Origin of the sequence: Streptomyces sp. NPDC102441 (assembly GCF_044765585.1) — a bacterium.
Lineage (GTDB): Bacteria > Actinomycetota > Actinomycetes > Streptomycetales > Streptomycetaceae > Streptomyces.
In genome coordinates this window covers 133,409-156,777 of the sequence record NZ_JBIWKH010000018.1, presented here as the reverse complement: position 1 = coordinate 156,777, position 23,369 = coordinate 133,409, and the positions used below count along the sequence as shown (strand labels likewise).

Genomic DNA, 23,369 nt, shown 5'->3' with positions numbered 1-23,369 from the left:
GTCAGTTGGCGGCGGCGCCGAGGCCGGCGGCGCGGAACGCGTCCAGGCTGGGCCGGATCGTCGCCGACAGGCCGGTCGTCGGGGCGACCGCGTCGAGCGTCTTCAGCCCGTCTCCGGTGTTCAGGACGACGGTGGTCAGGGCCGGGTCCAGCAGGCCGGCGTCGATCAGCTTCTTCGTCACGCCGACCGTCACACCGCCCGCGGTCTCCGCGAAGATGCCCTCGGTGCGGGCCAGCAGCTTGATCGCGTCGACGACCTGCTCGTCGTTGACGTCCTCCACGGCGCCGCCGGTGCGCCGGGCGATGTCCAGGACGTACGGGCCGTCGGCCGGGTTGCCGATCGCCAGGGACTTGGCGATGGTGTTCGGCTTCTGCGGGCGCACGACGTCGTGGCCGGCCTTGAAGGCGGTGGAGACCGGGGAGCAGCCCTCGGCCTGCGCACCGAAGATCTTGTACGGCTTGTCCTCGACGAGGCCGAGCTTGATCAGCTCCTGCAGGCCCTTGTCGATCTTCGTGAGCTGCGAGCCGGACGCGATCGGGATGACGAGCTGGTCGGGCAGCCGCCAGCCGAGCTGCTCACAGATCTCGTACGCCAGGGTCTTGGAGCCCTCGCCGTAGTACGGCCGCAGGTTGACGTTGACGAAGCCCCAGCCCTCACCGAGCGGGTCGCCGATGAGCTCCGAGCAGAAGCGGTTGACGTCGTCGTAATTGCCCTCGATGCCGACCAGCTCGCCGCCGTACACCGCGGCCATGACGACCTTGCCCTGCTCCAGGTCGTGCGGGATGAACACGCAGGAGCGGAAGCCGGCGCGGGCGGCGGCGGCACCCACCGCACCGGCGAGGTTGCCGGTGGAGGAGCAGGAGAGTGTGGTGAATCCGAAGGCGCGGGCGGCCTCGACGGCGATGGCGACGACACGGTCCTTGAAGGAGTGCGTCGGGTTGCCGGAGTCGTCCTTGACGTACAGGCCACCGGTCACGCCCAGCTCGCGGGCGAGGTTGTCGGCCTTGACCAGCTTCGTGAAGCCGGGGTTGATGTTGGGCTTGTCCGCGACGTCGGAGGGGACAGGCAGCAGCGGCGCATAGCGCCAGATGTTGTCGGGACCCTCGGCGATGCGCTTCTTCAGCTCTTCGGGGGAGCCGCTCGGCAGGTCGTACGCCACTTCGAGCGGCCCGAAACAGGACACGCAGGCGAAAATGGGACCGAGCTCGAAACGCTCGCCGCATTCGCGGCAGGAAAGCGCTGCGGCGGGACCGAGGTCCACTGCGGAGGAATTGGAGTTTGCTGCAACTGTCTGCACGGCCATGATGGCGGAGGCCCTTTCTCCTCATCTTCCTTGCGACGTATTTCGCCACAAGACGGAATTGGCACCTTCCCTACCGTGACCTCGCGGTCGGCAGGAGGGTTGCCGGGACTTCGACGGGCCGTTCCCTCAGTCCCTCTGGATGAGCGCTATGGCACCGGACCATGGATCCGGGCGTTTTTTCGCGGACCGACCCCGACATGCGAGGGTCATCCGCGTTGTTCAAGACTGTAACCGAAGCACCGGACGATTGAGATAGTCGTCCGAACCGCGAGATGGATCACATACAGGGAGTATCGACCGTGCTGGAAGAGGTGGAACGCTGGCTGACCAGGCGTTCCTGGTCTGCTGCCGACCGCCCGCTCGACCGTCTCACAGCCGCGCGGGCGAAGGATCCGCACCGCTCGCGCGTGAGCGTCGTCCTGCCCGCTCTGAACGAGGAGGCGACGGTCGGCGCGATCGTCTCGGAGATCCGGCGCGAGCTGATGGAGAAGGTCCAGCTCGTCGACGAGCTGGTGGTGATCGACTCCGGATCCACCGACTCCACCGCCGACGCGGCGCGGCTGGCCGGTGCCCGGGTCGTGCACCGGGACGCCGTACTCCCCCGGATCCCGGCGCTCCCGGGCAAGGGCGAGGTCCTGTGGCGATCACTGCTGGTGACCAGCGGGGACATCGTCTGCTTCGTCGACGCGGACCTCAAGGACTTCTCCGCGGACTTCGTCTCCGGGATCGTCGGCCCACTGCTGACCGACCCGACGGTGCACTTCGTCAAGGCGATGTACGACCGGCCGCTCGGCGAAGCCGCGGGCCAGGGGGGCCGGGTGACCGAACTGGTGGCCCGCCCGCTGCTCAACCTGCACTGGCCGAGGCTGGCCGGCTTCGTCCAGCCGCTGGGCGGCGAGTACGCCGTGCGGCGCTCCCTGCTGGAGCAGCTCCCCTTCCCCGTAGGTTACGGAGTGGAGCTGGGCCTGCTGGTCGACGCGCTGCACACGGTCGGCCTGGACGCCCTGGCCCAGGTAGACGTCGGCGTACGCAAACACCGCCACCAGGACGGCCAGGCCCTCGGCCGAATGGCAGCCGCGATCTACCGCACGGCGCAGCTACGGCTCTCCCGGGGCGCCCTCGTACGTCCTGAGATCACCCAGTTCGAGCGGGGGCCCGGCGGATTCGTCCCGCGCACCCATGCGGTGGACACCGAGGAGAGGCCGCCGATGCGGGAGATCGCGGAGTACACGTCGCGGAACGCGGCGTAACGCCTCGTCGCGCCCGGCTCCGCGGGCGCTTCACGTTTGGCGGCTTCCCGAACGGGCTAGGTTCGGGTACATGGTCTCCGAGCACGCCGCCCAGGTACTCGTCGCGTCCAACCGCGGCCCCGTGTCGTACGCACTGCGGGAGGACGGCACGCTCGACTCGAAACGGGGCGGTGGCGGGCTGGTCTCCGGCCTCAGCGCCGTCGACGACAAGCTGTGGGTGTGTGCCGCCCTCGGCGACGGCGACCGCGAGGCGGTCCGGCTCGGGGTGTCCGAGCCCGGCGTCCGGATGCTCGACATCGACGCCGGGGTCCACGCCGACGCGTACAACGGCATCGCGAACTCGGTGCTCTGGTTCGTCCACCACATGATCTACCAGACTCCGGTGGAGCCCGTCTTCGACGCGGAGTTCCGCCGGCAGTGGGCCTCCTTCGAGACGTACAACCGGGCCTTCGCCCAGGCACTCGCCGAGGAGGCGGGCGAGGGCGCCTCGGTCCTGGTGCAGGACTACCACCTCTCGCTGGTCCCGGGAATGCTCCGCGAGCTCCGCCCCGACCTGCGGATCGGGCACTTCTCGCACACCCCCTGGGCGCCCGTCGACTACTTCAGGCTGCTGCCCGACGACATCGGCGAGCAGCTGCTCAGGGGCATCCTGGGCGCCGACCGCGCCGCGTTCCTGACCCGCCGCTGGGCGGACGCCTTCATCGGCTGCTGCACGGAGATCCTCGGCGGCACCGGCCGCACCCGGATCGGGGTGCACGGCCTGGGCGCCGACGCGGACTTCCTGCGCCGCCGCTCCCACGAGGCGGACGTGGACGAGCGCATGGAGCTCCTGCGGGAGCAGGTGGGCGTGGACAGGCGCACGATCGTGCGCGTGGACCGCACGGAGCTCTCCAAGAACATCGTCCGCGGACTGCACGCCTACCGGGCACTGCTGGAGGAGCGCCCCGAATGGCGCGAGCGCGTGGTGCACATCGCCTTCGCCTACCCCTCACGCCAGGACCTCGCGGTCTACCGCGAATACACGGCGGAGGTCCAGCGGGTCGCCGACTCCGTGAACGCGGACTACGGCACGGAGGGCTGGACTCCGGTCCTGCTCCACGTCGACGACGACTTCGCCCGCTCCCTCGCGGCGTACCGGCTGGCGGACGTGGCCCTGGTCAACCCGATCCGTGACGGCATGAACCTGGTCGCCAAGGAGGTCCCGGTCGTCTCGGACCACGGCTGCGCGCTCGTGCTCTCCCGCGAGGCGGGGGCGTACGAGGAGCTGGGCGAGGACGCGATCGTGGTCAACCCGTACGACGTGTCGGCCACGGCGGCCGCGCTGCACGAGGCGCTCACGATGGATCCCGACGAGCGGGGCGCCCGCTCGAAGCGCCTGGCCACTGCTGCGACGGCACTTCCGCCGCAGCAGTGGTTCCTGGACCAGCTCGACGCGCTGCGGGACTAGGCCAGGACCTAGAGCGATGTGATCTGCCGGGCAATGGAGCGGAGCAGATCCGCCACCGCTGCCGGGCCCGGCAGCAACAGGTCGGCGCGCTCGGCGAGTTCGGGGACCCCGGTGCCGCTGCACACCAGCAGGCCTGCGGTCCCCTCGGCGCGGAGCTTCTCCACGGCGGCGTACGCGGCGAGGTCGCCGAGGTCGTCGCCGGCGTACAGCACCGCCTCCGCGCCGGTCTCCTTCACGTACTCCTCCAGCGCCACACCCTTGTCCATGCCGGGCGGGCGCAGCTCCAGGACGAGGCGGCCCGGTTCGACGATCAGGCCGTGCCGCTCGGCCAGGCTGCCCAGCGGGGCACGCAGGGCCTCGAAGGCGGCCTGCGGGTCGGAGGCGCGGCGGGTGTGCACGGCGACCGCACGGCCGCCCTTCTCCTCGACCCAGATGCCGCTGTCCGCGCCGTCCAGCACTGCGGGGAGCGCGGCACGGACGGCTTCCACCCCGGGGTCGGGCGCCGGGGCGTGGACGGTGGCGGTGGCGGCGTCCCAGCGTTCGGCACCGTAGTGGCCGAGGACGACGAGGTGGTCAAGGCCCGGCGCTCCGGCGAAGCCGCCGTACCGCACGGCCGTGTCCGCCGGGCGGCCCGTGATCACGGCGACGGCGGCGACCTGGGGGGCGAGCGCGGAGAGAGCCGGGACGACGTCGGGGTGGGCCCGGGACTGCTCCGGGTCCGGGACGATGTCGGCGAGCGTGCCGTCGAAGTCCAGCGCGACGACCGCGCCGGCGGGTCGGGCGAGGAGTGCGGCGAGGCCTTCGCGGCCGGCCTGGGTGGACGGGGTCGGGAGGGGGTGTGCCGAATTGCCCATGGCCCGAGCGTATCTGTGAGCAGGGCCAGATCCAGCCCCACCGGCCTTTGAGGCGCGGAGCCCCGGCAGGCCCGGCCTCAGCGGCGGCCGCGCCTCGCGTCCCGGACCCGCCGCAGCCGGTTCACCGTCACCGGGTCCGCCTCCAGCGCCCGCCGGTCGTCCAGGAGCGCGTTGAGCAGCTGGTAGTAGCGGACCGGTGAGATGCCCAGCTCTTCCCGGACCGCCCGCTCCTTCGCTCCCGGGCCCGCCCAGGAGCGCCGCTCCAGGGCCAGCACCGCGCGCTCCTGGCCGGAGAGCGGGGCAGCGGAGTCGGGGGAGGCAGCGGAGTCGGGGGAGTCGGAATGGCCGGCGGTCATATGAACCAACCTACTCGGCGCTCTCCGCCTGCCGGGCCTCGGTCGCGACGTCCACGAGCACACTCTCCGGGCTGCCGCCGGGCTCGACCGTGGAACCGATCTTCTCCTTGATGGACTCGCTGACCTGCGCCCACGACGTCTTGCCGAACGGGTACAGCTGCGAGTTCGGCAGTGCCGACAGGAACTCGTGCAGCGACTTGTGCTTGCTGTCGGCCTCCATCGCGGCCGACGCACTGCTGGTCACGGGAAGCAGGTCGTACTGGTCGGCGAAGGCGAGCACGTTCTCGTCCGCGTAGGCGAAGTCGAGGAACTTGCCTATCTCGGCCCGGTGACCGTTCTGCTTGAAGCCCATCATCCAGTCGGCCACGCCCATCGAGCCCTTGCTCGGCCCGTCGATCCCGGGCAGCGGCACCATGCCGACCTCGATGCCCTTCTTCTCCGCCTCCTGCATCAGAGTCGGATGGCCGTTGAGCATGCCCACGTCGCCGTCGGTGAACGCGTCGAAGGCCTTCGCCCGGTCGAGCTTCCCAGGGGCGACGGGGCCGGTGAGGCCCTTGCCGACGAGGTCGTTCTTCAACCACTGGAAGGTGGCTATGTTGGCCGGGGAGTCGATGTTGTAGTTGCCGACCTCGTCCGTGTATCCGCCGCCCCCGCTGAGCATCCACATCAGGGTCTCGGCCTGGGACTCCTCCTGGCCGAGCGGCAGGGCGAAGGGGTATTCCACGCCACGCTGCTTCAGTGCGGTGGCGTCGCTCCGGATGTCGTCCCGGGTCTGCGGTGCGCCGAGGCCCGCCTTGGCGAACAGGCCCTTGTTGTAGAAGAGGAGCCGGGTGCTGGCCACGAACGGGAGGCCGTACAGACTGCTGTCGACCTCGCCCGCGTCGGTGAGCGAGGGCAGGAAGTTGGACGCGGTGCGGATGGAGATCATGTCGTCGGCGGCGTAGAGCTTGCCCGCCTCGGCGTAGTCGGCGTACGCCCCGATCTGTGCGATGTCGGGCGCCTTGCCGGCCTTCACCATCTCGGCGACCTCGCGGTCGACGTCCTTCCAGGAGTAGACGCTGACCTCGACCTCGATGCCGGGGTTGGCCTTCTCGAACTTCCCCGCGACGTCGTCCCAGTACTTCTGTGAGCTGTTCTCCGCGCCGGTGCCGTAGTCGGCCGCGACCAGCCGCAGGGTGACGTCGCCGCCTCCGGTGCCAGACCCGCACCCCGACAGTGCCGCTGTCATCCCGAGTACGGCCACCACCGCGGTCAGACCCACAAAACGCCGCTGCACAGCCTTGCCCATCCCTACATCGGTCGACGCGGACACCGTCGTCCCGACGGCGGACCCGCGATCCCTGCCTCGTGCCCACCCGGAGGTCTAAACCACCGGAGCATCGATTCGGCAATCTAGCAGGACCGTTTTGTATGGGTGCTCAACAAACCACGATAGTGGACTAGACCTTTTAGGGGTCGGCGGGCGAAACTGTCTTCGTGAGACACGTCATCGCCCTCGATGTGGGCGGCACAGGAATGAAGGCCGCTCTGGTCGGGGCCGACGGCACCCTGCTCCATGAGGCGCGCAGGGCCACCGGCAGGGACCGGGGGGCCGAAGCCGTGGTGGAGACGATCCTCGGCTTCGCCGCGGACCTCCGCGCGTACGGCGAGAAGCACCTCGGTGAAGCCGCCGTCGCCGCCGGGGTCGCCGTGCCCGGCATCGTCGACGCGGAACGCGGGATCGCCGTCTACGCCGCGAACCTGGGCTGGCGCGACGTGCCCCTGCGGAAGCTGCTCGGCGAACGGCTCGGCGGCATACCCGTCGCGCTCGGCCACGACGTCCGGACCGGCGGCCTCGCCGAAGGACGGATCGGCGCCGGCCGGGGAGCCGACCGCTTCCTCTTCGTGCCGCTCGGCACCGGGATCGCCGGTGCCATCGGCATCGCGGGCACCATCGAGGCGGGCGCCCACGGTTACGCGGGTGAGATCGGCCACATCGTGGTCCGTCCTGACGGACCGGACTGCGGCTGCGGCCAGCGCGGCTGCCTGGAGACCCTCGCCTCGGCGGCCGCCGTGTCCAGGGCCTGGGCCGCCGCGTCCGACGCCCCCGGCGCCGACGCCGCCGACTGCGCGAAGGCCGTCGCCTCGGGCGACCCCGCGGCGCTGCGTGTGTGGCGGGACGCCGTCGACGCGCTGGCCGCCGGACTGGTCACCGCGCTCACCCTGCTGGACCCCCGCACGATCATCATCGGTGGCGGTCTCGCCGAGGCAGGGGAAACCTTGTTCACACCACTGCGTGCGGCTGTCGAGGAACGGGTCACGTTCCAGAAGCTGCCTCACATCGTCCCGGCGGCCCTCGGGGACACCGCCGGATGCCTGGGCGCAGGGCTGCTCGCCTGGGACCTACTCTCCACGGAGGTTTCCGCCTGATGGCCGGACGCGCAGACAGCACGGTGCTCGCAGGCGCCAGGGTGGTGCTTCCCACCGGCACCGTCGAGAACGGCCGGGTGATCGTCGAGGGCACCCGGATCGCAGGCAGCACGCACGAGGGCGCCCGGACCGTCGACCTTTCGGGCCACTGGGTGGTCCCCGGATTCGTGGACATCCACAACCACGGCGGCGGCGGCGCCTCCTTCGCGACCGGCACCGCCGAGGAGGCCCTCACCGCAGCCCTGGCACACCGCGCACACGGCACGACGACCGTCGTCGCCTCCACCGTCACCGGTGACATGGACGTCCTGGCCCGCCAGGCCGGCATGCTCTCCGAACTGGTCGAACAGGGCGAGCTCGCCGGAGTCCACTTCGAGGGCCCCTTCATCTCCCCGTGCCGCAAGGGCGCCCACAGCGAGGCACTGCTCCGCGCCCCCGACCCCGCCGAGGTCCGCAAGCTGCTCGACGCGGCGCGCGGGACCGCCAGGATGGTCACCCTCGCCACCGAACTCCCGGGCGGCATCGAGTCCGTACGGCTGCTCGCCGAGCACGGGGTGATCGCCGCCGTCGGCCACACGGACGCGACATACGAGCAGACCGTCGAGGCGATCGACGCGGGCGCGACCGTCGCCACGCACCTCTTCAACGCGATGCCCGCCATCGGCCACCGCGCCCCGGGCCCGATCGCGGCGCTCCTGGAGGACGAGCGGGTCACCGTCGAGCTGATCAACGACGGCACGCATCTGCACCCCGCCGCCCTGGAGCTCGCCTACCACCACGCGGGCGCCGGCCGGGTCGCGCTGATCACCGACGCCATGGACGCGGCCGGGGCCGACGACGGCTTCTACGAGCTCGGCCCGCTCGCCGTCGAGGTCAAGGACGGTGTCGCACGCCTGGTGGAGGGCGGCTCGATCGCGGGCTCCACCCTCACCCTGGACACCGCGTTCCGCAGGGCCGTGACGATCGACCGGATCCCCGTCGACGACGTCGTACGGTCCATCTCCGCCAACCCGGCCCGGCTCCTCGGCCTGTACGACCGGGTCGGCTCGCTGGAGCCCGGCAAGGACGCCGACCTGGTGGTGCTGGACGCGGACTTCGCGCTCAAGGGCGTCATGCGCCGGGGCGAGTGGATCGTGGAGCCTCCTGTCGGATGACGGCCTCCCCCCGGCGGACGGGCGGTTGAACACGTAACGAAGAGACGGCGGTTGTCCCGGAGACCTGGGACGGCCGCCGCCTCTTTGGCATGATCGCCCGGGACCGCGCCGCGGGGAGACGGCGCGCGGGAACTAACGACCAAGGAACCGGGGGCCGGTACAGGTGATACTGACCGTCACGCTGAACACGGCACTCGACCTGACCTACGCCGTCCCCGCCCTCGTCCCGCACACCAGCCACCGCGTCCACGAGGTGACCGAACGCCCCGGCGGCAAGGGCGTCAACGTGGCCCGGGTGCTCGCCGCGCTCGGCCACGACACCGTAGTCACCGGCTTTACCGGCGGCGCCACCGGAGCGGTCCTGCGCGAACTCCTCGGCGCACTCCCCCACCGCCCCACCGACGCGCTCGTCACCGTCGCCGGGAACACCCGCCGCACCCTCGCCGTCGTCGACCGCTCCAGCGGCGACACCACCCAGCTCAACGAGCCGGGCCCGCACATCGGCGCCACCGAATGGGCTGCCTTCCTCGGGACGTTCGGAGAGCTGCTCCCCGGGGCCGAGGCCGTCGCCCTCTGCGGCAGCCTGCCTCCCGGCATCCATGTCGGCGCCTACGCGGAACTCGTCCGGCTCGCCCGCGCGGCAGGCGTACCCGTGCTCCTGGACACCGGCGGCGAACCCCTGCGACGCGGCGTCGCGGCCCGCCCCGACCTCGTCAAGCCGAACGCCGACGAGCTCGCCCAGCTCACCGGCGCCCGCGAACCCCTGCCCGCCACCCGCGAAGCCCGCCGCCGGGGCGCGCACAGCGTCGTGGCGTCGCTCGGCGCGGACGGGCTCCTCGCCGCCACACCCGACGGCGTCTGGCGGGCCGCACCACCCGCCGCCGTCCGGGGCAATCCGACGGGAGCGGGAGACTCCGCCGTGGCCGGACTGCTGTCCGCGCTCGCCGAAGGGCTTGGCTGGCAGGACAGGCTGACCCGCGCGGTGGCCCTGTCCACCGCGACCGTGCTGGCCCCGGCGGCCGGCGAGTTCGACCGAGCCGCCTACGAGGACCTCCTGACCCGCGTCACCGTGGAACAGCACGCGCCGACGGCCTGAACACCACCGGGAAACACCGCGTCCCGGCTCGCTGGGCGATGACCGGGACGCGGTGGTGCTCCTACGAACGAAAGACCCTAGTTCTTGACGTGGCCCGACTTCAGCGACAGCTGGTCGAGGTTGGCGTCGCACGAGTCACCCTCGTTGCACGACAGCATCAGGCTGTTCGACCCCTTGTCGAGCTGCACGTACGCGTACGTGTTCGTCCAGCCCTTCTCCAGGTCGCCCTCCGCCGCGTTCGCGAAGTTCTTCATGTTGATCGAGCGCGGGTCCTCGTCGTTGACCGTGAGGGACGTCTTGGCGTCCTTGCCCGGCACCCCGTACGTCACGTACAGCGTGTACGGGCCGCTCTTCGGCACATCGACGGTCCAGGTGGCCGACCGTCCGACCTCGTTGAGGCTGATGTACTGGCCGTTCGCGCTCTTGGCGCCCTTGACCGTGCTGTCCAGGGACGCCGTGCCCCCGAGCGTCAGCGTCGCCGCGTCCTGCTCGGGCAGGTCCACGGGCTCCTGTGACTTCGTCGCCGACTTCTCCGGCTTCGGGGAGTCCTCGACCTCGTCGGCCGGACCCGCCGACGACCCGGCCTCGTCCTTCTTGCCGTCGCTGTCGTCGTCCGTCATCAGTGCGGCACCGATGCCGATGAGCACGACCGCCACCACGGCGACGGCGGCGATCAGCAGCGCCTTGGTGTTGGGGCCGCCACGGCCGGGACCGGAGTTCCTGCCGTCCCCGCCCTGCTGGCCCGGCCCCCCGGGCGCACCGCCGGGGTAGGTCTCCGGCGCCGCGTACTGCGGGTTCGGCCGGCCGTACTGCTGCTGGGGCTGCTGACCGTACTGCGGCGGGGGCTGCTGGCCGTACGCCTGCTGCGGGACCTGCCCGTACTGGCGCTCGCCGACCGTCCGCACCTGGTTGTACGACGTTCTGGGCACACCGGGCTGAGCGGCCGGACCCGGGTAGCCGTATCCACCCTGCCCGGGCGGCTGTGCGCCTGCCGCCCGCCCGTCCTCGTACAGATAGCCGAACGGATCGTCGTCCTCGGGCTTGCTCGCGCCGTTGTTTCCGGCCGTCATCCCTGGGTCACTCCTCACCATGTCGCCAGCCGTCGCCGACCGGCCGAGCCTACCCCGAACGGAGCACGCGTCGAATTGCCTTCGGCCCCCCGGAAAACCGGGCGGTGTACGGGGACAGCCAGGGCGTGAACGTCAGCCGGCTCTGCGGTGAACCTTCGACCGGGACCGCTTTTCCACGTACATCCGCTGGTCGGCGGAGTGCAGGACCTCTTCCTCGGTCATGCCGCACTCGGCCCAGCCGATACCGAAACTCGCCCCGACCCTGACTGCCCGGCCGTCCACCCGGATGGGCGGAATGATGGCGTTACGCAAGCGTACGGCCAGATCCGCGGCATCTGCGGCCCCGAGACCGTCCGCGAGGACGACGAATTCGTCACCCCCGAGCCGCGCGACCGTGTCACCGTCCCGTACGCAGGTCGTGAGCCGCCTGGCGACCTCGATGAGAACCGCGTCACCCGCGTGATGTCCGAAGCGGTCGTTGATGGACTTGAAGCCGTCCAGGTCGCAGAAGAGCACCGCGAGCCCCTTGGCCCCGTCGTCACGGTCCGGGTCGGGCGCCACCATGTGCACATGGTGGTCGTAGGGACCGACGCCCGGCGCGGCCTCGCCCTCGTAGCCGTCCGCCCGATAGCCGTGCGCCGCGCCCTCCACGTCGCCGTAGGCCGCGTCCAGCGCCTCGATCGCGCTGGACGCCACCGAGTGAGGCCTCTCACACAGCCGTGCGCTGAGCCGGGAACGCAGCTCCGCACTGTTGGGCAGCCCGGTGAGCGCGTCGTGCGAGGCGCGGTGCGCGAGATTCAGCTCGTTGCGCTTGCGCTCCTCGATGTCCTCGACATGGGTGAGCAGGAAGCGCGGGCCGTCGGTGGCGTCGGCGACGACGGAGTTGCGCAGCGAGACCCAGAGATACGTGCCGTCCCTGCGCCCGAGCCGCAGCTCCGCCCGCCCTCCCTCGGCGGACGTGCGGAGCAGGGTGCCGATGTCCTCGGGGTGGACGAGGTCGGCGAAGGAGTAGCGGCGCAGTACGGATGCGGGGCGCCCCAGGAGGCGGCAGAGCGCGTCGTTGGTCCGCAGCAGCCTGCCGTGCTGGTCGCCGCCCATCTCGGCGATGGCCATACCACTGGGGGCGTACTCGAACGCCTGGCGGAAGGATTCCTCACTGGCCCGCAGTGCCTGCTGTTCGCGCTCGAGCCTGACCAGGGCGCGCTGCATGTTTGCTCGGAGGCGGGCGTTACTGATCGCAATGGCCGCCTGGGAGGCGTACATCTGGAGGGCCTCACGGCCCCAGGCGCCGGGGCGGCGGCCGTTGCGCGGCCTGTCGACCGAGATGACCCCCAGGAGGTCCAGACCTCCGCCGGAGGCGTACATGGGGGCGTAGAGGCGGTCCAGGGGGTGCCACTCGTCCTCGAAGCGGGGCTCCGGCCCCTCGGTGTGCCACTGCGGCACGTCGTCGTCGAGGAGTACCCAGCCCTCGGTGTGGGGTATGAACCGGAGCTCGTCCCAGGCCTCACCCATCGACAGCCTGCGGTCCCAGGACTCCCGGGAGCCGACACGGCCGGTGATCAGGGATTCCGCGGCGCTGTTGCCGGCGAACGCGGCGACCACGAGATCGCCGTCGGGGCGGACGAGGTTCACGCAGCCCAGCTCGTAACCGAGACCGGTGACGACGCCGTCGGCCACGGACTGCAGCGTGTCCGCCAGGCTCCGCGCCGTGTTGAGGTCAGCGACGGCCTGGTGCAACTGCCGCATGGTCGCAAGGCGGACGTACGGCTCCGACTCGGCCTCCACTGTTCGCACTCCCTGAGACCTCGACAGCAACTCCAGGTTTCATATCGACGTACTTGTTGCACTGTCACGGCCACTGAATCACAGTGAGCTGTGCACCCGGTACACAGGGTCAACAAATATTGCTCTCTGTGACTCAAGTCACAACAGATGGTAAAGACCGTCAGAGGCACCTCCAGGGACTGTCTTTATTTGCCGAACGCAAATCGGCACACGTGGGCCGTGGTCCTAGGACCCGGCTGGTCCCCTGGTCCGATGCGACGGCACGCACCGCGGCACTAGCGTGCCCCGTGTGCCGCAGAAGACTCCCCCCGCCCCGCGCCCCGAAGCCGTCCCCCATGCTGAAGGGGTGAGCAACGACGAATTCCGCGCGGCCCTGTCCCGGCTGGCCGCCGGCGTGGTGCTGGTCACCGCCCAGGAGCCGCCGCTGGACGAGGACGGCCGGGGCGAGGACGTCGGGATGACGGCGACCGCCTTCATGTCGGTCTCCCTGGACCCGCCGCTGGTCATGGTGAGTGTGCGCAACGACTCGCGGATGGACGACCTGCTGGCCGAGCAGCCCCGGTGGGCGGTGTCGGTGCTGGCGGAGAGCCAGCGGCAGATCGCCGGACGGTTCTCCATGAAGGGGCGGATCAGCGACCGGCTGCTGTTCGAGGACGTCCCCTGCACACGGGGCGAGGTCACGAAGGCGCTCCTGGTGGACGGGGCACTGGCCACCCTGGAGTGCCACACGGAGCAGTGTGTCCCGGCAGGCGATCACACGCTGGTGATCGGCCGGGTGCTGACGGCGTCGGCGCCGAGCGCGGACGGCGAGCCACTGACGTACTTCAAGGGCCGCTACCGGCAGTTGGGCTGACCTGGCGGATCGCCGCCTACCAGTCGCGGCCGGAGCGTCCGCGCTTCGTGTCGCCGCGCTGCTTCTTCTCGCGCAGCCTGCGCTCGTTGATACCGCGCGGGATCTTCTTCTTGAGGCGCGGCCTGGGCGGCGGCGCGGTGGCCTCCGCCAGGAGCGCCGCGAGCCGCACGGCGGCCGTCTCGCGGTTGCGCCACTGGGAGCGGTGCTCCGAGGCGCGTACGGACACGACACCGCCGACCAGCCGGCTCGCGAGGCGTTCGAGGGCCCGTGCCTTCCACACCTCGGGCAGGGACTCCGTCGCCGCGAGGTCGAAGCGGAGCTCCACCTGGGAGTCGCTCGTGTTGACGTGCTGCCCGCCCGGCCCGGAGGACCGCGAGAAACGCCACATGAGTTCGGCCTCCGGCAGGGAGACGGAACCGCGGATGACATAGGGCCCGGACATGACACCCATGTTCCCTGGCGCCCGGCCGGTTCGTCACCTTGTTTTGCGAGCGTTCGGCCAGAAGTTCGGCAAAGAAAGTAAAGCGAGCAGGAACCTCGTGGTCTCTTGCCCGCGTTAGTACGGGTGACGGTAGCTTTCGTGATGGCACGAAGCCCGCACACGAAGAGGAAAGGGACTTCCCATGGCTGTAAGCCTGTCCAAGGGCGGCAACGTCTCGCTCACCAAGGAGGCCCCGGGCCTGACCGCCGTCACGGTCGGCCTCGGCTGGGACGTCCGCACCACCACCGGCACCGACTTCGACCTCGACGCCTCGGCGATCGCGGTCAACACCGCCGGCAAGGTCTACTCCGACGGCCACTTCGTCTTCTTCAACAACAAGGCGACGCCGGACCAGACCATCGTCCACACCGGCGACAACGTCACCGGCCAGGGCGAGGGTGACGACGAGCAGATCAACGTCAACCTCGAGGGTCTCCCGGCGGACATCGACAAGATCGTCTTCCCGGTCTCCATCTACGACGCCGAGGCTCGCAGCCAGAACTTCGGCCAGGTGCGGAACGCCTTCATCCGCATCATCAACCAGGCCGGCGGCACCGAGATCGCCCGCTACGACCTGAGCGAGGACGCCGCGACCGAGACCGCCATGGTCTTCGGCGAGCTCTACCGCAACGGCGCCGAGTGGAAGTTCCGCGCCGTCGGCCAGGGCTACGCCTCGGGCCTGCGTGGCATCGCCCAGGACTTCGGCGTCAACCTCTGACGTTCCGACGTAACCGACTTCCCCACGGGAGCCCCCGTCCGACTCGCGTCGGCCGGGGGCTCCCGTGCGTCTGCTTCACATAGCGGACACGCTCGCACCTCATTCGGACAAGAACTAGTCAAAAACTTGTGAGGCAATTGTCAGCACCCCGTCAAAATCGTTCATTCGGTGGCACGCTCTGCGCTCGTAACCCCCACAGGAACGAGCAACGGAGAAGGCATGACCCCCCACATGAACACCCGTCGCGCCGCTGCCCTGGCCGCAGTTGCCGCGATGGTCGTCCTCGGCGTCCAGACCGGTACGGCAACTGCCGGTTCCCGCACCGCCGACGACACCGCCTCTTCCTCCCGCACCACCGCAGGGGCCACCACGCTCGGCGTGAACACGGCGGCCCAGCGCTCCACCGCCCTCCGGGCCGCCCAGTCCGACGCCTCCTCGGCCGCCGAGTCCCTCGGACTGGGCAGCCAGGAGAAACTGATCGCCCGTGACGTCATCAAGGACGCCCACGGCACCGTCCACACCCGCTACGAGCGCACCTACGCCGGGCTGCCCGTCCTCGGCGGCGACCTCGTCACCCACACCGCGTCCGACGGCACGTCCAAGGGTGTCGACAAGGCCACCGAAGCCCGCATCACCGTGCCCTCCACCCAGCCGAAGCTGAAGGCGGCGGCGAGCGCGCGCACGGTCGTCTGGGCGGGCGGCGACAAGCCCGCCCTCGCCTTCGAGACCGTCAAGACCGGTGTCCAGAAGGACGGCACGCCCAGCCGGCTGCACATCATCACGGACGCCACCACCGGCAAGCGGCTGCACAGCTTCGAGGCCGTCGAGACCGGCACCGGGAACAGCCAGTACAGCGGAGAGGTCGCCCTCTCGACCACCCAGGGAGACTCGGGCTTCGAGCTGACCGACGGTGACCGGGGCGGCCACAAGACGTACGACCTCGCCCAGGCCGAGACCGGCACCGGCGACCTCGTCACCGACGCCGACGACACCTGGGGCGACGGCACCGGCGTCGACCCCCAGACCGCGGCGGTCGACGCCCACTACGGCGCGGCCGCGACCTGGGACTTCTACAAGTCCGAGCTGGGCCGCGACGGCATAGCCGGGGACGGCAAGGCCGCGTACTCCCGCGTCCACTACAGCACCGGCTACGTCAACGCCTTCTGGGACGACAGCTGCTTCTGCATGACCTACGGCGACGGGGCCGACGACAAGAGCGCCCTCACCGCGATCGACGTCGCCGGCCACGAGATGAGCCACGGCCTGACCTCGGCCACCGCCAACCTCGACTACGCGGGCGAGTCCGGCGGCCTCAACGAGGCGACCAGCGACATATTCGGCACCTCCGTCGAGTTCTTCGCCGACAACGCCACCGACCCCGGTGACTACCTCATCGGCGAGAAGATCGACATCAACGGCGACGGATCGCCCCTGCGCTACATGGACAAGCCGAGCAAGGACGGCGGCTCGGCCGACTACTGGGACTCCGGCACCGGCGACCTCGACGTGCACTACTCCTCCGGCGTCGCCAACCACTTCTTCTACCTGCTGGCCGAGGGCAGCGGCGCCAAGACCATCGGCGGCGTCGACTACGACTCCCCCACCGCCGACGGCTCCACGGTCACGGGCATCGGCCGCCAGAAGGCCTACCAGATCTGGTACAAGGCGCTCTCCGTCTACATGACGTCGAGCACCGACTACGCGGGAGCCCGCGAGGCGACCGAGAAGGCGGCCACCGACCTCTACGGGGCCGACAGCGCCGAACTCACGTCCGTCCAGGCCGCCTGGACCGGCGTCAACGTCAAGTAACGGGAATCCGTACACCGGGAGCCGGTCGGCCTGTGGCCGGCCGGCTCCCGCGCGTTGCCACGCCCGTACGCCTCCCCGGAGACCCAGGAGGAACGCGCCGCAGCCTCCTTCTTTCCCGAGTCCCACGTATGGGACCGCTTCACCGCCGCCGCCCGCAAAACGCTCGCCTGCGACTGACCGGACGGGTGGGCCGCGTGGGCGGGCGGACGGCACAGCCCACCCGCGCGGCATGACACCATCGAACCGTGCTCGACATCGGCTACTCCCTCTCCCGGCGCTTCCCGGACCCCCCGCAGACCGACTACCGCCGCGCGGACGTCCGCGCCCTGCGGCACGACCTGTTCTCCGGGGACGTCTACCTCGCCGACACCAAGGCCGACCGGGAAGTGTCCACAGCCTGGGGATGGGTGCCCGTACTCGACTTCGCCTGGGCGCTCTGCGACATCGTCGAGCAGATCGACCGCGACCCCCGGGGCAACCGCTCGCACCGCCAGCAGTACGCCGAACTCGACTTCACCGAGTCGTCCGACCGCATGTTCTTCGAGCGCCGCTTCGGCTGGGTGGACGTCGACGCCGACTGGATGCCCGGCGACGAGCCCCCGCTCACCTTCAGCCACTCCCTGCTGCGCCGCGAGGCCCGCGATTTCCTGCACGACCTCATCGCCGACCTGGCCGACATGCACGAAGGCCTCGCCGACAACCCCGCCGTATGGGACCTCCAGGCCCGCTTCCCCCGCCTCTGAGCGGCCCCGCCGGCACGGCGGCTACGCCTCCACCCGCACCCCGATCTGCGCCGCGAACGCCGGAGCCAGCTCCATCAGCTGCGACGGGCTGATCACCGCCCCCGCCAGCCGCTCCACACCCCGCGCGATGTCGAGCTCGGCGACCGTCCGCAGATCGACGGACTCCATCCGCACAGCGCTGAAGTCGGCCCGCTTCAGCACGCAGTCCCGGAACTCCACCCGCACCAGCTGCGCCTCCCCGAAATCCGGCTCCGAGAGCACACACCCCTCGAACACCACGTCCTTCAGCCGTGCCTTGCGGAGATTCAGATAATCGATCTTCCCGCCCCGCACGAGCACCCGCTCCAGCACCGCGCCATGCAGCTGCACCCCGCCCAGCCGGGCGTCCAGGACCTCCACATCCCGCAGCGACGCCCCCGCGAGATCGGTGCCCACCCCCCGCACGCCCGTCAGCACCGAGTCGATGAACCTGGCCCGCACCAGCTCCGTCCGGTCCAGGGCACAGCCCCGCAGCTCACAGTCCATGAAGCGCGCCCCGGGACCCGACGCGTCGGCCAGATCCGTCTCCTCGAACCGCACACCGTCGTAATCCCCGTCGGGCTCCAGACCCTCCCCGTCGTACCCCACGAGAGGCGGCAGCCGGACCTCCGGCCGTCTCGCCTGAGCCACCCCGTCCTTCGCGCCCGCGCTCCTGCTGCTGCTCCTGTTGCCTGTACGTGCCATGCCCCCCATCGTGACGCACACCACTGACATCGCCCCTGGCCGGTGCCCACAGACGCCCACAGAACCGGCCCGGTGTCACAGAACCGGACCGGTGTCACAGAACCAGCCCGCCGAACCGTCCCCCGTACAGAAGCGCCCACCGCGAGGAGACCAGCCATGCAACGCATCCACATCGTCGGCGGCGGCCTCGCCGGACTGACCGCCGCCGTCACCACAGCCGAATCCGGCGTCCAGGTCACGCTCCACGAGGCCCACCACACCCTCGGCGGACGGGCCAGGACCTCCGACGGCCCCTACCTCACCAACGAGGGACCACACGCCCTGTACCGCCGCGGACCGCACTGGACCTGGCTCCGGCAGCGGGGACTCCTCGGCCGGCTCGCCTCCGTACCGCCACGCGAAGGCACCCGTTTCCTCTTCCACCGCGACGGCGCCCTGCGCAGGACCCCGCCACTCGCCATGCTGCGCCTCACCCGCCGCAACCCCCGCCCGGCCCCCGTCGACACCGACTTCCTCACTTGGGCCACCCGCCAGGTGGGCGAGGAAGGCGCCCGCGCGGCAGCGCACTACATGGGCGTGGCCCTCTTCCATCACGACCCTGGTTCGCTCTCCGCCGCCTTCGTCCAGGAACGCCTGCGCCGCGCCACCGCGCTTCCGCCCGAGGCCCACTACCCCGTCGGCGGCTGGGCCCAGCTCGTCGACCGGATGGCTGCCCGGGCCTGGGATCTCGGCGTACGCATCGAGACCGCCGCACGCATCGGTCCCCACGAACTGGCCGGCCTCCACCGCGACGGACCCGTGATCGTCGCCACCCATCTGGACTCCGCCCGCATCCTGCTGGAGGACCCCACCCTGACCTGGGACAGCGGCCGGACCGCCCTGCTCGACCTGGCCCTGCGGACCCGGCGCGGCGACCCCTTCATCATCTCCGACCTCGACGCCCCCGGCTGGATCGAACGGTTCACCGCCCAGGACCCCACGCTCGCCCCGGCGGGCGAGCAGCTCATCCAGGCCCAGATCCCCCTCGGCCCCGGCACCTCGCGCGCCGACGCCGTACGCCGCGCCGAGCACCTGCTCGACCTCGGCTTCCCCGGCCGGCACGACCGCACCACCTGGCGCCGCGAAGCGCTCGCCTCCGGCCGCACCGGCGCCGTCGACAAGCCCGGCACCACCTGGCGCGACCGCCCCGCCGTCGACCGCGGCGACGGAATCCTCCTCGCGGGCGACCAGGTCGCCGCCCCGGGGCTCCTCAGCGAAGTCTCGTTCAACAGCGGCATCGAAGCGGCGGTCCTCGCACTGGGACTCCTCGGCAGGACGGCACAGGACAAGCCCCGCACGGCAGAGGCCCCTTGACCTCAAGCGCACCTGAGGTCGGAGGGTGGTGACAGCAGCCACGCACCAGCACCCTGGGAGTCCAGCCATGTACGCCATCCGCCTCCACGCCTTCGGCCCCGCGGAGAACCTCGTCCACGAACGGACCGAGGACCCCGTCCCCGCCCCCGGCCAGGTCCGCATCGCCGTGGCCGCGGCCGGCGTACACCTCCTGGACACCCACCTGCGCGAAGGCAGGTCAGGCCCCTACCCGATCAGCGCCGCCGACCTGCCGACCATCCCAGGCCGCGAGATCGCCGGCACCGTCGAGTCCCTCGGAGAGGGAACCGATCCCGCCTGGCTCGGCCGCGACGTCGTCGCCCACATCGGCGCCGCCCCCGGCGGCTACGCCGAACTGACCGTCGTAGACGCCGAGAAGCTCCATCCGCTCCCCGACGGCCTCGACGCGGCCGAAGCCGTCGCGATGATCGGCACGGGCCGCACCACCCTGGGGATCGTGCAGTTCGCCGACCTCGGCCCCGGCTCCGTCGCACTCGTCACCGCAGCGGCCGGCGGCATCGGCACGCTCCTCGTCCAGTACGCCAAGAACGCCGGAGCCACCGTCATCGGACTGGCCGGCGGACCCGCCAAGACCGCCCGCGTCACGGAGAACGGAGCCGACCTCGCCGTCGACTACACCCTCCCCGACTGGCCGCGCCGCGTCCGCTCCCACCTCGAAACCCTCGGCCGCCCCGCCACCGTCGTCTTCGACTCGGTCGGCGGGATCACCGCCCGCACCGCCGTCGACCTGCTCGGCACGGGCGGCGAGCACCTCGTCCACGGCGCCTCCGGCGGGCAGACACCGGTCCTCAGCGAGACGGAACTCGCCGAGCGCGGCATCACGTCCCGCAGCGTCCTGGGCCCCGCCATGATCGAGAAGGGAGGCGGCATGAGGGCCCTGGAAACCCGCTCCCTGGCCGAAGCCGCCGCAGGCCGCCTCCGCCCCGCCGTCCAGCGCTTCCCGCTCGCCGAAGCGGCCGCCGCCCACCGCGCGCTGGAGACGCGAGGCACGGTCGGCAAGGTCGTCCTCGTACCGTAGAAGGCTCTCAGACCGCCCCGAGCTCCGCCAGCGCCTCGTCGTGAAGCCGGTACACCGTCCACTCGTCCTGGGGACGCGCACCCAGCGACTCGTAGAACGCGATGGACGGGGCGTTCCAGTCCAGCACCGACCACTCCAGGCGCCCGTAGCCGCGCTCCACACAGATCCGCGCCAGCTCCGTCAGCAGTGCCTTCCCGTGACCGCCGCCGCGCCGCTCGGGGCGCACGTACAGATCCTCCAGATACACCCCGTGCACCCCGCGCCACGTCGAGAAGTTGAGGAACCACAGCGCGAACCCGACCACCTCACCGTCGGCGTCCGACACCGCGACATGCGCGTACGCGGCGGGCCGCTCCCCGAACAGCGCCTCGCGCAGCTGCTCCTGGGTGGCATTCGCCTCATCGAGCGCCTTCTCGTAGTCGGCGAGCTCACGGACCATGGCATGGATGGCGGGAACGTCCTCGGACGTGGCTGTACGAATCATGGAGGCAGCCTAAACAGCCGGGCCGAGCCCCTGCGCCTCAGTCCCGCCCCAGCAGCCGCCGGGCGATCTCCGCATGGTCCGCGTACAGCCGCGGCCTCCCCAGCCGGATCCCCCACAGAGCGTTCTGCAGCACCCTCCCCAGCGTCCACGCCCGCGCACGCTCCCGGTCCAACTCCAGCACCCCGCACAGCAGACCGAACCTCCACAGCACCTCGGACGCGTCGAACCTCTGGTCCAGCGCCGGGAACAGCTCGAACGCCGGATCGCCCGCGAGCGGCTTCGGGTCCAGGACCACCCACTCCCCCGCCCGGCCCTCCTCCGCGCGCCCCGCCAGGATGTTGGCGTAATGCAGGTCCCAGTGCAGCAGTCGGTCCCCCGGCTCACCCGCGACCTCCCGCACCGCCGCCGCGCAGTCCAGCAGCCGCCGCCGCTCGCCCGCGTCCTCCAGCACCACGACCGCCCCCGGCGTCTCCGCCAGCATCCCGGCAGCCGCGTCCCCCAGCCGCCGCATCCCCGGCGGAGCCGGCACCCGCACCAGCCGGGACAACGACCCCGCGAGCACCCTCACCGCCTCCCGCACATCCGGCACCCCGGTCAACGGGCGGTGCTCGTCGAGCCGTTCCAGCAGCATCACCCCGGTCTCCGCGTCATGCTCCAGCAGGCCCACCACCCCCGCGCCCGCAGCACCCCAGACCCGTAGCGCGACAGGCTCCCCCACCGTCTCCGCATCCACCATCTGAAGCTTCAGCGCCGCCCCACGACCGTCCGCCTCCCGCACCACCGGAACCACCAGCGCACACATCCCGTACATCACGGCCCCGTCGGGCCGCAGCCCCCACTCCTCCAGGAACCTCCCCGCCAGGCCGGGCAACGCGGCAGCGAACGCCCGCCCCGCCGCCCCTTGGTGCTCACCCAGATTCATGACCAGGTCATCCGGAACGTCGATCACACCGCGATCGTAGAGGTACCGTCCCTCCAGCGACTGGGCTGCACACGGACAAGCAGGGGACACATGAGCACCGTCAGTACCGTCAACGGCGGCATATCGTTCTGGTACACGAACAAGGGCACCCCCGCCCCACGCGAACCCCTGCCCGGCGACACCAGCGCCGACGTCTGCATCGTCGGCGGCGGCTACACCGGACTCTGGACGGCGTACTACCTCAAGAAGGCCGTCCCCTTCCTCAACATCACCGTCCTGGAAGCCAAGTTCTGCGGTTACGGCGCCTCCGGCCGCAACGGCGGCTGGCTCTACAACGGCATCGCCGGCCGTGACCGCTACGCACGACTCCACGGCCACGACGCCGCCGTCCGCCTCCAGCAGGCCATGAACGACACCGTCGGCGAAGTCATCCGCATCGCCGACGAAGAGAACATCGACGCCGACATCCACCACGGCGGCGTCCTGGAAGTCGCCCACACCCCCTCACAGCTCGCCCGCCTCAAGGACTTCCACTCCGTCGAGATCGCCTTCGGCGAGACCGACCGCGTCCTGCGCGGCGCCCGCGAGACAGCCGAACGCATCCGCGTCTCCGGAGCCGTCGGCTCCAGCTGGACCCCGCACGGCGCCCGTTTGCACCCCGCCAAACTGGTCAAGGGCCTCGCCGACACCGTCGAAGCCCTCGGCGTCACGATCCACGAATCGACACCCGTCACCGAGATCAAGCCCAAGCACGCCGTCACCCCGTACGGCACCGTCCGCGCACCCTACGTACTGCGCTGCACCGAAGGCTTCACCGCAGGCCTCAAGGGCCAGAAACGCACCTGGCTCCCCATGAACTCCTCCATGATCGTCACCGAGCCCCTCACCGACGCCCTCTGGGACACCATCGGCTGGGACGGCCGCGAAACCCTCGGCGACATGGCCCACGCCTACATGTACGCCCAGCGCACCGCGGACAACCGCATCGCGCTCGGCGGCCGGGGCGTGCCCTACCGCTACGGCTCCGCCACGGACAACGACGGCCGCACCCAGCCCGCCACCATCGAAGCCCTGCGCGACCTGCTCGTCCGCTTCTTCCCCACCACCGCCGGCACCCGCATCGACCACGCCTGGTCCGGAGTGCTCGGCGTCCCCCGCGACTGGTGCGCCACCGTCACCCTCGACCGCTCCACCGGCCTCGGCTGGGCCGGCGGCTACGTCGGCTCCGGCGTCGCCACCGCCAACCTCGCGGCCCGCACCCTCCGCGACCTGATCCAGCAGGACTCCGGCCAGGCAGGACCCACCGACCTGACGGCACTCCCCTGGGTCAACCACAAGGTCCGCCGCTGGGAACCCGAACCTCTCCGCTGGCTCGGCGTCCACGCCCTGTACGCCGCCTACCGCACAGCGGACCGCCGCGAGTCCGCCTCACCCGGCCTCGGCACGGACCGCCTCGCGAAGACGGCGGACCGCATCGCGGGCCGGCACTGACCGACCCGCGA

22 protein-coding genes and 1 riboswitch are annotated in these 23,369 nt (G+C 71.0%); of the genes, 12 read left to right on the top strand and 10 right to left on the bottom strand.

The genetic code is table 11. The features are described from left to right. Position 1 precedes the first annotated feature (1 nt). The gene (gene thrC, locus ACIREO_RS33420; RefSeq protein ID WP_404117077.1) at positions 2-1,303 is read right to left on the bottom strand and encodes a threonine synthase; all 1,302 of its coding nucleotides are present in this window, start codon (positions 1,301-1,303) and stop codon (positions 2-4) included. An 18-nt stretch (positions 1,304-1,321) separates the two neighbouring features. Further along, positions 1,322-1,449, bottom strand: a riboswitch (SAM riboswitch). A gap of 153 nt (positions 1,450-1,602) precedes the next feature. Here thrC and ACIREO_RS33415 point away from each other — a divergent pair. Then, complete coding sequence (locus ACIREO_RS33415; RefSeq protein WP_404117074.1) at positions 1,603-2,553, top strand: glucosyl-3-phosphoglycerate synthase; 951 nt, start codon at positions 1,603-1,605, stop codon at positions 2,551-2,553. Positions 2,554-2,623: 70 nt separating this feature from the next. Beyond that, entirely contained in the window at positions 2,624-4,000 is a 1,377-nt protein-coding gene (locus tag ACIREO_RS33410) for a trehalose-6-phosphate synthase (RefSeq protein ID WP_404117072.1), read from the top strand. Between the two features lie 8 nt (positions 4,001-4,008). On the opposite strand, the gene otsB is transcribed toward ACIREO_RS33410, so the two are convergent. From otsB to ACIREO_RS33395, 3 genes are all read right to left on the bottom strand, one after another. Further along, entirely contained in the window at positions 4,009-4,854 is an 846-nt protein-coding gene (otsB, locus tag ACIREO_RS33405) for a trehalose-phosphatase (protein ID WP_404117070.1), read from the bottom strand. A 77-nt stretch (positions 4,855-4,931) separates the two neighbouring features. Continuing rightward, positions 4,932-5,210, bottom strand: coding sequence for a DUF3263 domain-containing protein (locus tag ACIREO_RS33400; RefSeq protein ID WP_404117067.1), 279 nt, complete (start codon positions 5,208-5,210; stop codon positions 4,932-4,934). A gap of 10 nt (positions 5,211-5,220) precedes the next feature. Then, positions 5,221-6,498: an ABC transporter substrate-binding protein gene (locus ACIREO_RS33395; protein ID WP_404117064.1), complete on the bottom strand. Its 1,278-nt coding sequence runs from the start codon at positions 6,496-6,498 to the stop codon at positions 5,221-5,223. A 188-nt stretch (positions 6,499-6,686) separates the two neighbouring features. Between ACIREO_RS33395 and ACIREO_RS33390 the strand changes: the two genes are divergently transcribed. The 3 genes from ACIREO_RS33390 (at position 6,687) to ACIREO_RS33380 (ending at position 9,869) form a co-directional block, all read left to right on the top strand. Further along, positions 6,687-7,619 (top strand): ROK family protein, encoded by a 933-nt coding sequence (locus ACIREO_RS33390; protein ID WP_404117061.1) that lies wholly within the window; start codon positions 6,687-6,689, stop codon positions 7,617-7,619. Then, positions 7,619-8,773: an N-acetylglucosamine-6-phosphate deacetylase gene (nagA, locus tag ACIREO_RS33385; protein WP_404117058.1), complete on the top strand. Its 1,155-nt coding sequence runs from the start codon at positions 7,619-7,621 to the stop codon at positions 8,771-8,773. Before ACIREO_RS33390 ends, nagA begins: the two co-directional genes overlap by 1 nt. Before the next feature lie 163 nt (positions 8,774-8,936). Then, positions 8,937-9,869, top strand: coding sequence for a 1-phosphofructokinase family hexose kinase (locus tag ACIREO_RS33380; RefSeq protein WP_404117056.1), 933 nt, complete (start codon positions 8,937-8,939; stop codon positions 9,867-9,869). A gap of 77 nt (positions 9,870-9,946) precedes the next feature. Here the strand turns inward: ACIREO_RS33380 and ACIREO_RS33375 are convergent, their stop codons facing one another. Together ACIREO_RS33375 and cdgB are read right to left on the bottom strand one after the other, a co-directional pair. Further along, positions 9,947-10,939: a carbohydrate-binding protein gene (locus ACIREO_RS33375; protein ID WP_404117054.1), complete on the bottom strand. Its 993-nt coding sequence runs from the start codon at positions 10,937-10,939 to the stop codon at positions 9,947-9,949. Between the two features lie 132 nt (positions 10,940-11,071). Next, positions 11,072-12,724: a diguanylate cyclase CdgB gene (gene cdgB, locus ACIREO_RS33370; RefSeq protein WP_404117052.1), complete on the bottom strand. Its 1,653-nt coding sequence runs from the start codon at positions 12,722-12,724 to the stop codon at positions 11,072-11,074. Positions 12,725-13,070: 346 nt separating this feature from the next. Here cdgB and ACIREO_RS33365 point away from each other — a divergent pair, with 346 nt between their 5' ends. After that, positions 13,071-13,577, top strand: coding sequence for a flavin reductase family protein (locus ACIREO_RS33365; protein WP_404117050.1), 507 nt, complete (start codon positions 13,071-13,073; stop codon positions 13,575-13,577). A gap of 16 nt (positions 13,578-13,593) precedes the next feature. Here the strand turns inward: ACIREO_RS33365 and arfB are convergent, their stop codons facing one another. Next, positions 13,594-14,028, bottom strand: coding sequence for an alternative ribosome rescue aminoacyl-tRNA hydrolase ArfB (gene arfB, locus ACIREO_RS33360; protein ID WP_404117048.1), 435 nt, complete (start codon positions 14,026-14,028; stop codon positions 13,594-13,596). A 172-nt stretch (positions 14,029-14,200) separates the two neighbouring features. Here arfB and ACIREO_RS33355 point away from each other — a divergent pair, with 172 nt between their 5' ends. The 3 genes from ACIREO_RS33355 (at position 14,201) to ACIREO_RS33345 (ending at position 17,328) form a co-directional block, all read left to right on the top strand. Then, positions 14,201-14,776: a TerD family protein gene (locus ACIREO_RS33355; protein ID WP_404117045.1), complete on the top strand. Its 576-nt coding sequence runs from the start codon at positions 14,201-14,203 to the stop codon at positions 14,774-14,776. Between the two features lie 219 nt (positions 14,777-14,995). Next, positions 14,996-16,585 (top strand): M4 family metallopeptidase, encoded by a 1,590-nt coding sequence (locus ACIREO_RS33350; protein ID WP_404117043.1) that lies wholly within the window; start codon positions 14,996-14,998, stop codon positions 16,583-16,585. Between the two features lie 245 nt (positions 16,586-16,830). Continuing rightward, positions 16,831-17,328 carry a hypothetical protein gene (locus ACIREO_RS33345; protein WP_404117042.1) on the top strand — a complete coding sequence of 166 codons (498 nt, stop codon included), beginning with the start codon at positions 16,831-16,833 and terminating at the stop codon, positions 17,326-17,328. A 21-nt stretch (positions 17,329-17,349) separates the two neighbouring features. On the opposite strand, the gene ACIREO_RS33340 is transcribed toward ACIREO_RS33345, so the two are convergent. Then, complete coding sequence (locus tag ACIREO_RS33340) at positions 17,350-18,060, bottom strand: pentapeptide repeat-containing protein (RefSeq protein ID WP_404117040.1); 711 nt, start codon at positions 18,058-18,060, stop codon at positions 17,350-17,352. Between the two features lie 147 nt (positions 18,061-18,207). Between ACIREO_RS33340 and ACIREO_RS33335 the strand changes: the two genes are divergently transcribed. Next, on the top strand, positions 18,208-19,404 hold the full coding sequence (locus tag ACIREO_RS33335) for an FAD-dependent oxidoreductase (protein WP_404117038.1): 1,197 nt from the start codon (positions 18,208-18,210) through the stop codon (positions 19,402-19,404). A gap of 67 nt (positions 19,405-19,471) precedes the next feature. Further along, a complete protein-coding gene (locus ACIREO_RS33330) occupies positions 19,472-20,461 on the top strand; it encodes a zinc-binding dehydrogenase (protein ID WP_404117036.1) in 990 nt (329 codons plus the stop codon). A 7-nt stretch (positions 20,462-20,468) separates the two neighbouring features. Here the strand turns inward: ACIREO_RS33330 and ACIREO_RS33325 are convergent, their stop codons facing one another. Together ACIREO_RS33325 and ACIREO_RS33320 are read right to left on the bottom strand one after the other, a co-directional pair. Continuing rightward, positions 20,469-20,945 carry a GNAT family N-acetyltransferase gene (locus tag ACIREO_RS33325; RefSeq protein WP_404117034.1) on the bottom strand — a complete coding sequence of 159 codons (477 nt, stop codon included), beginning with the start codon at positions 20,943-20,945 and terminating at the stop codon, positions 20,469-20,471. 37 nt (positions 20,946-20,982) lie between these two features. Continuing rightward, the gene (locus ACIREO_RS33320) at positions 20,983-21,867 is read right to left on the bottom strand and encodes an aminoglycoside phosphotransferase family protein (protein ID WP_404117147.1); all 885 of its coding nucleotides are present in this window, start codon (positions 21,865-21,867) and stop codon (positions 20,983-20,985) included. A gap of 90 nt (positions 21,868-21,957) precedes the next feature. Between ACIREO_RS33320 and ACIREO_RS33315 the strand changes: the two genes are divergently transcribed. Continuing rightward, positions 21,958-23,358, top strand: coding sequence for an NAD(P)/FAD-dependent oxidoreductase (locus tag ACIREO_RS33315; protein ID WP_404117032.1), 1,401 nt, complete (start codon positions 21,958-21,960; stop codon positions 23,356-23,358). Positions 23,359-23,369 lie beyond the last annotated feature (11 nt).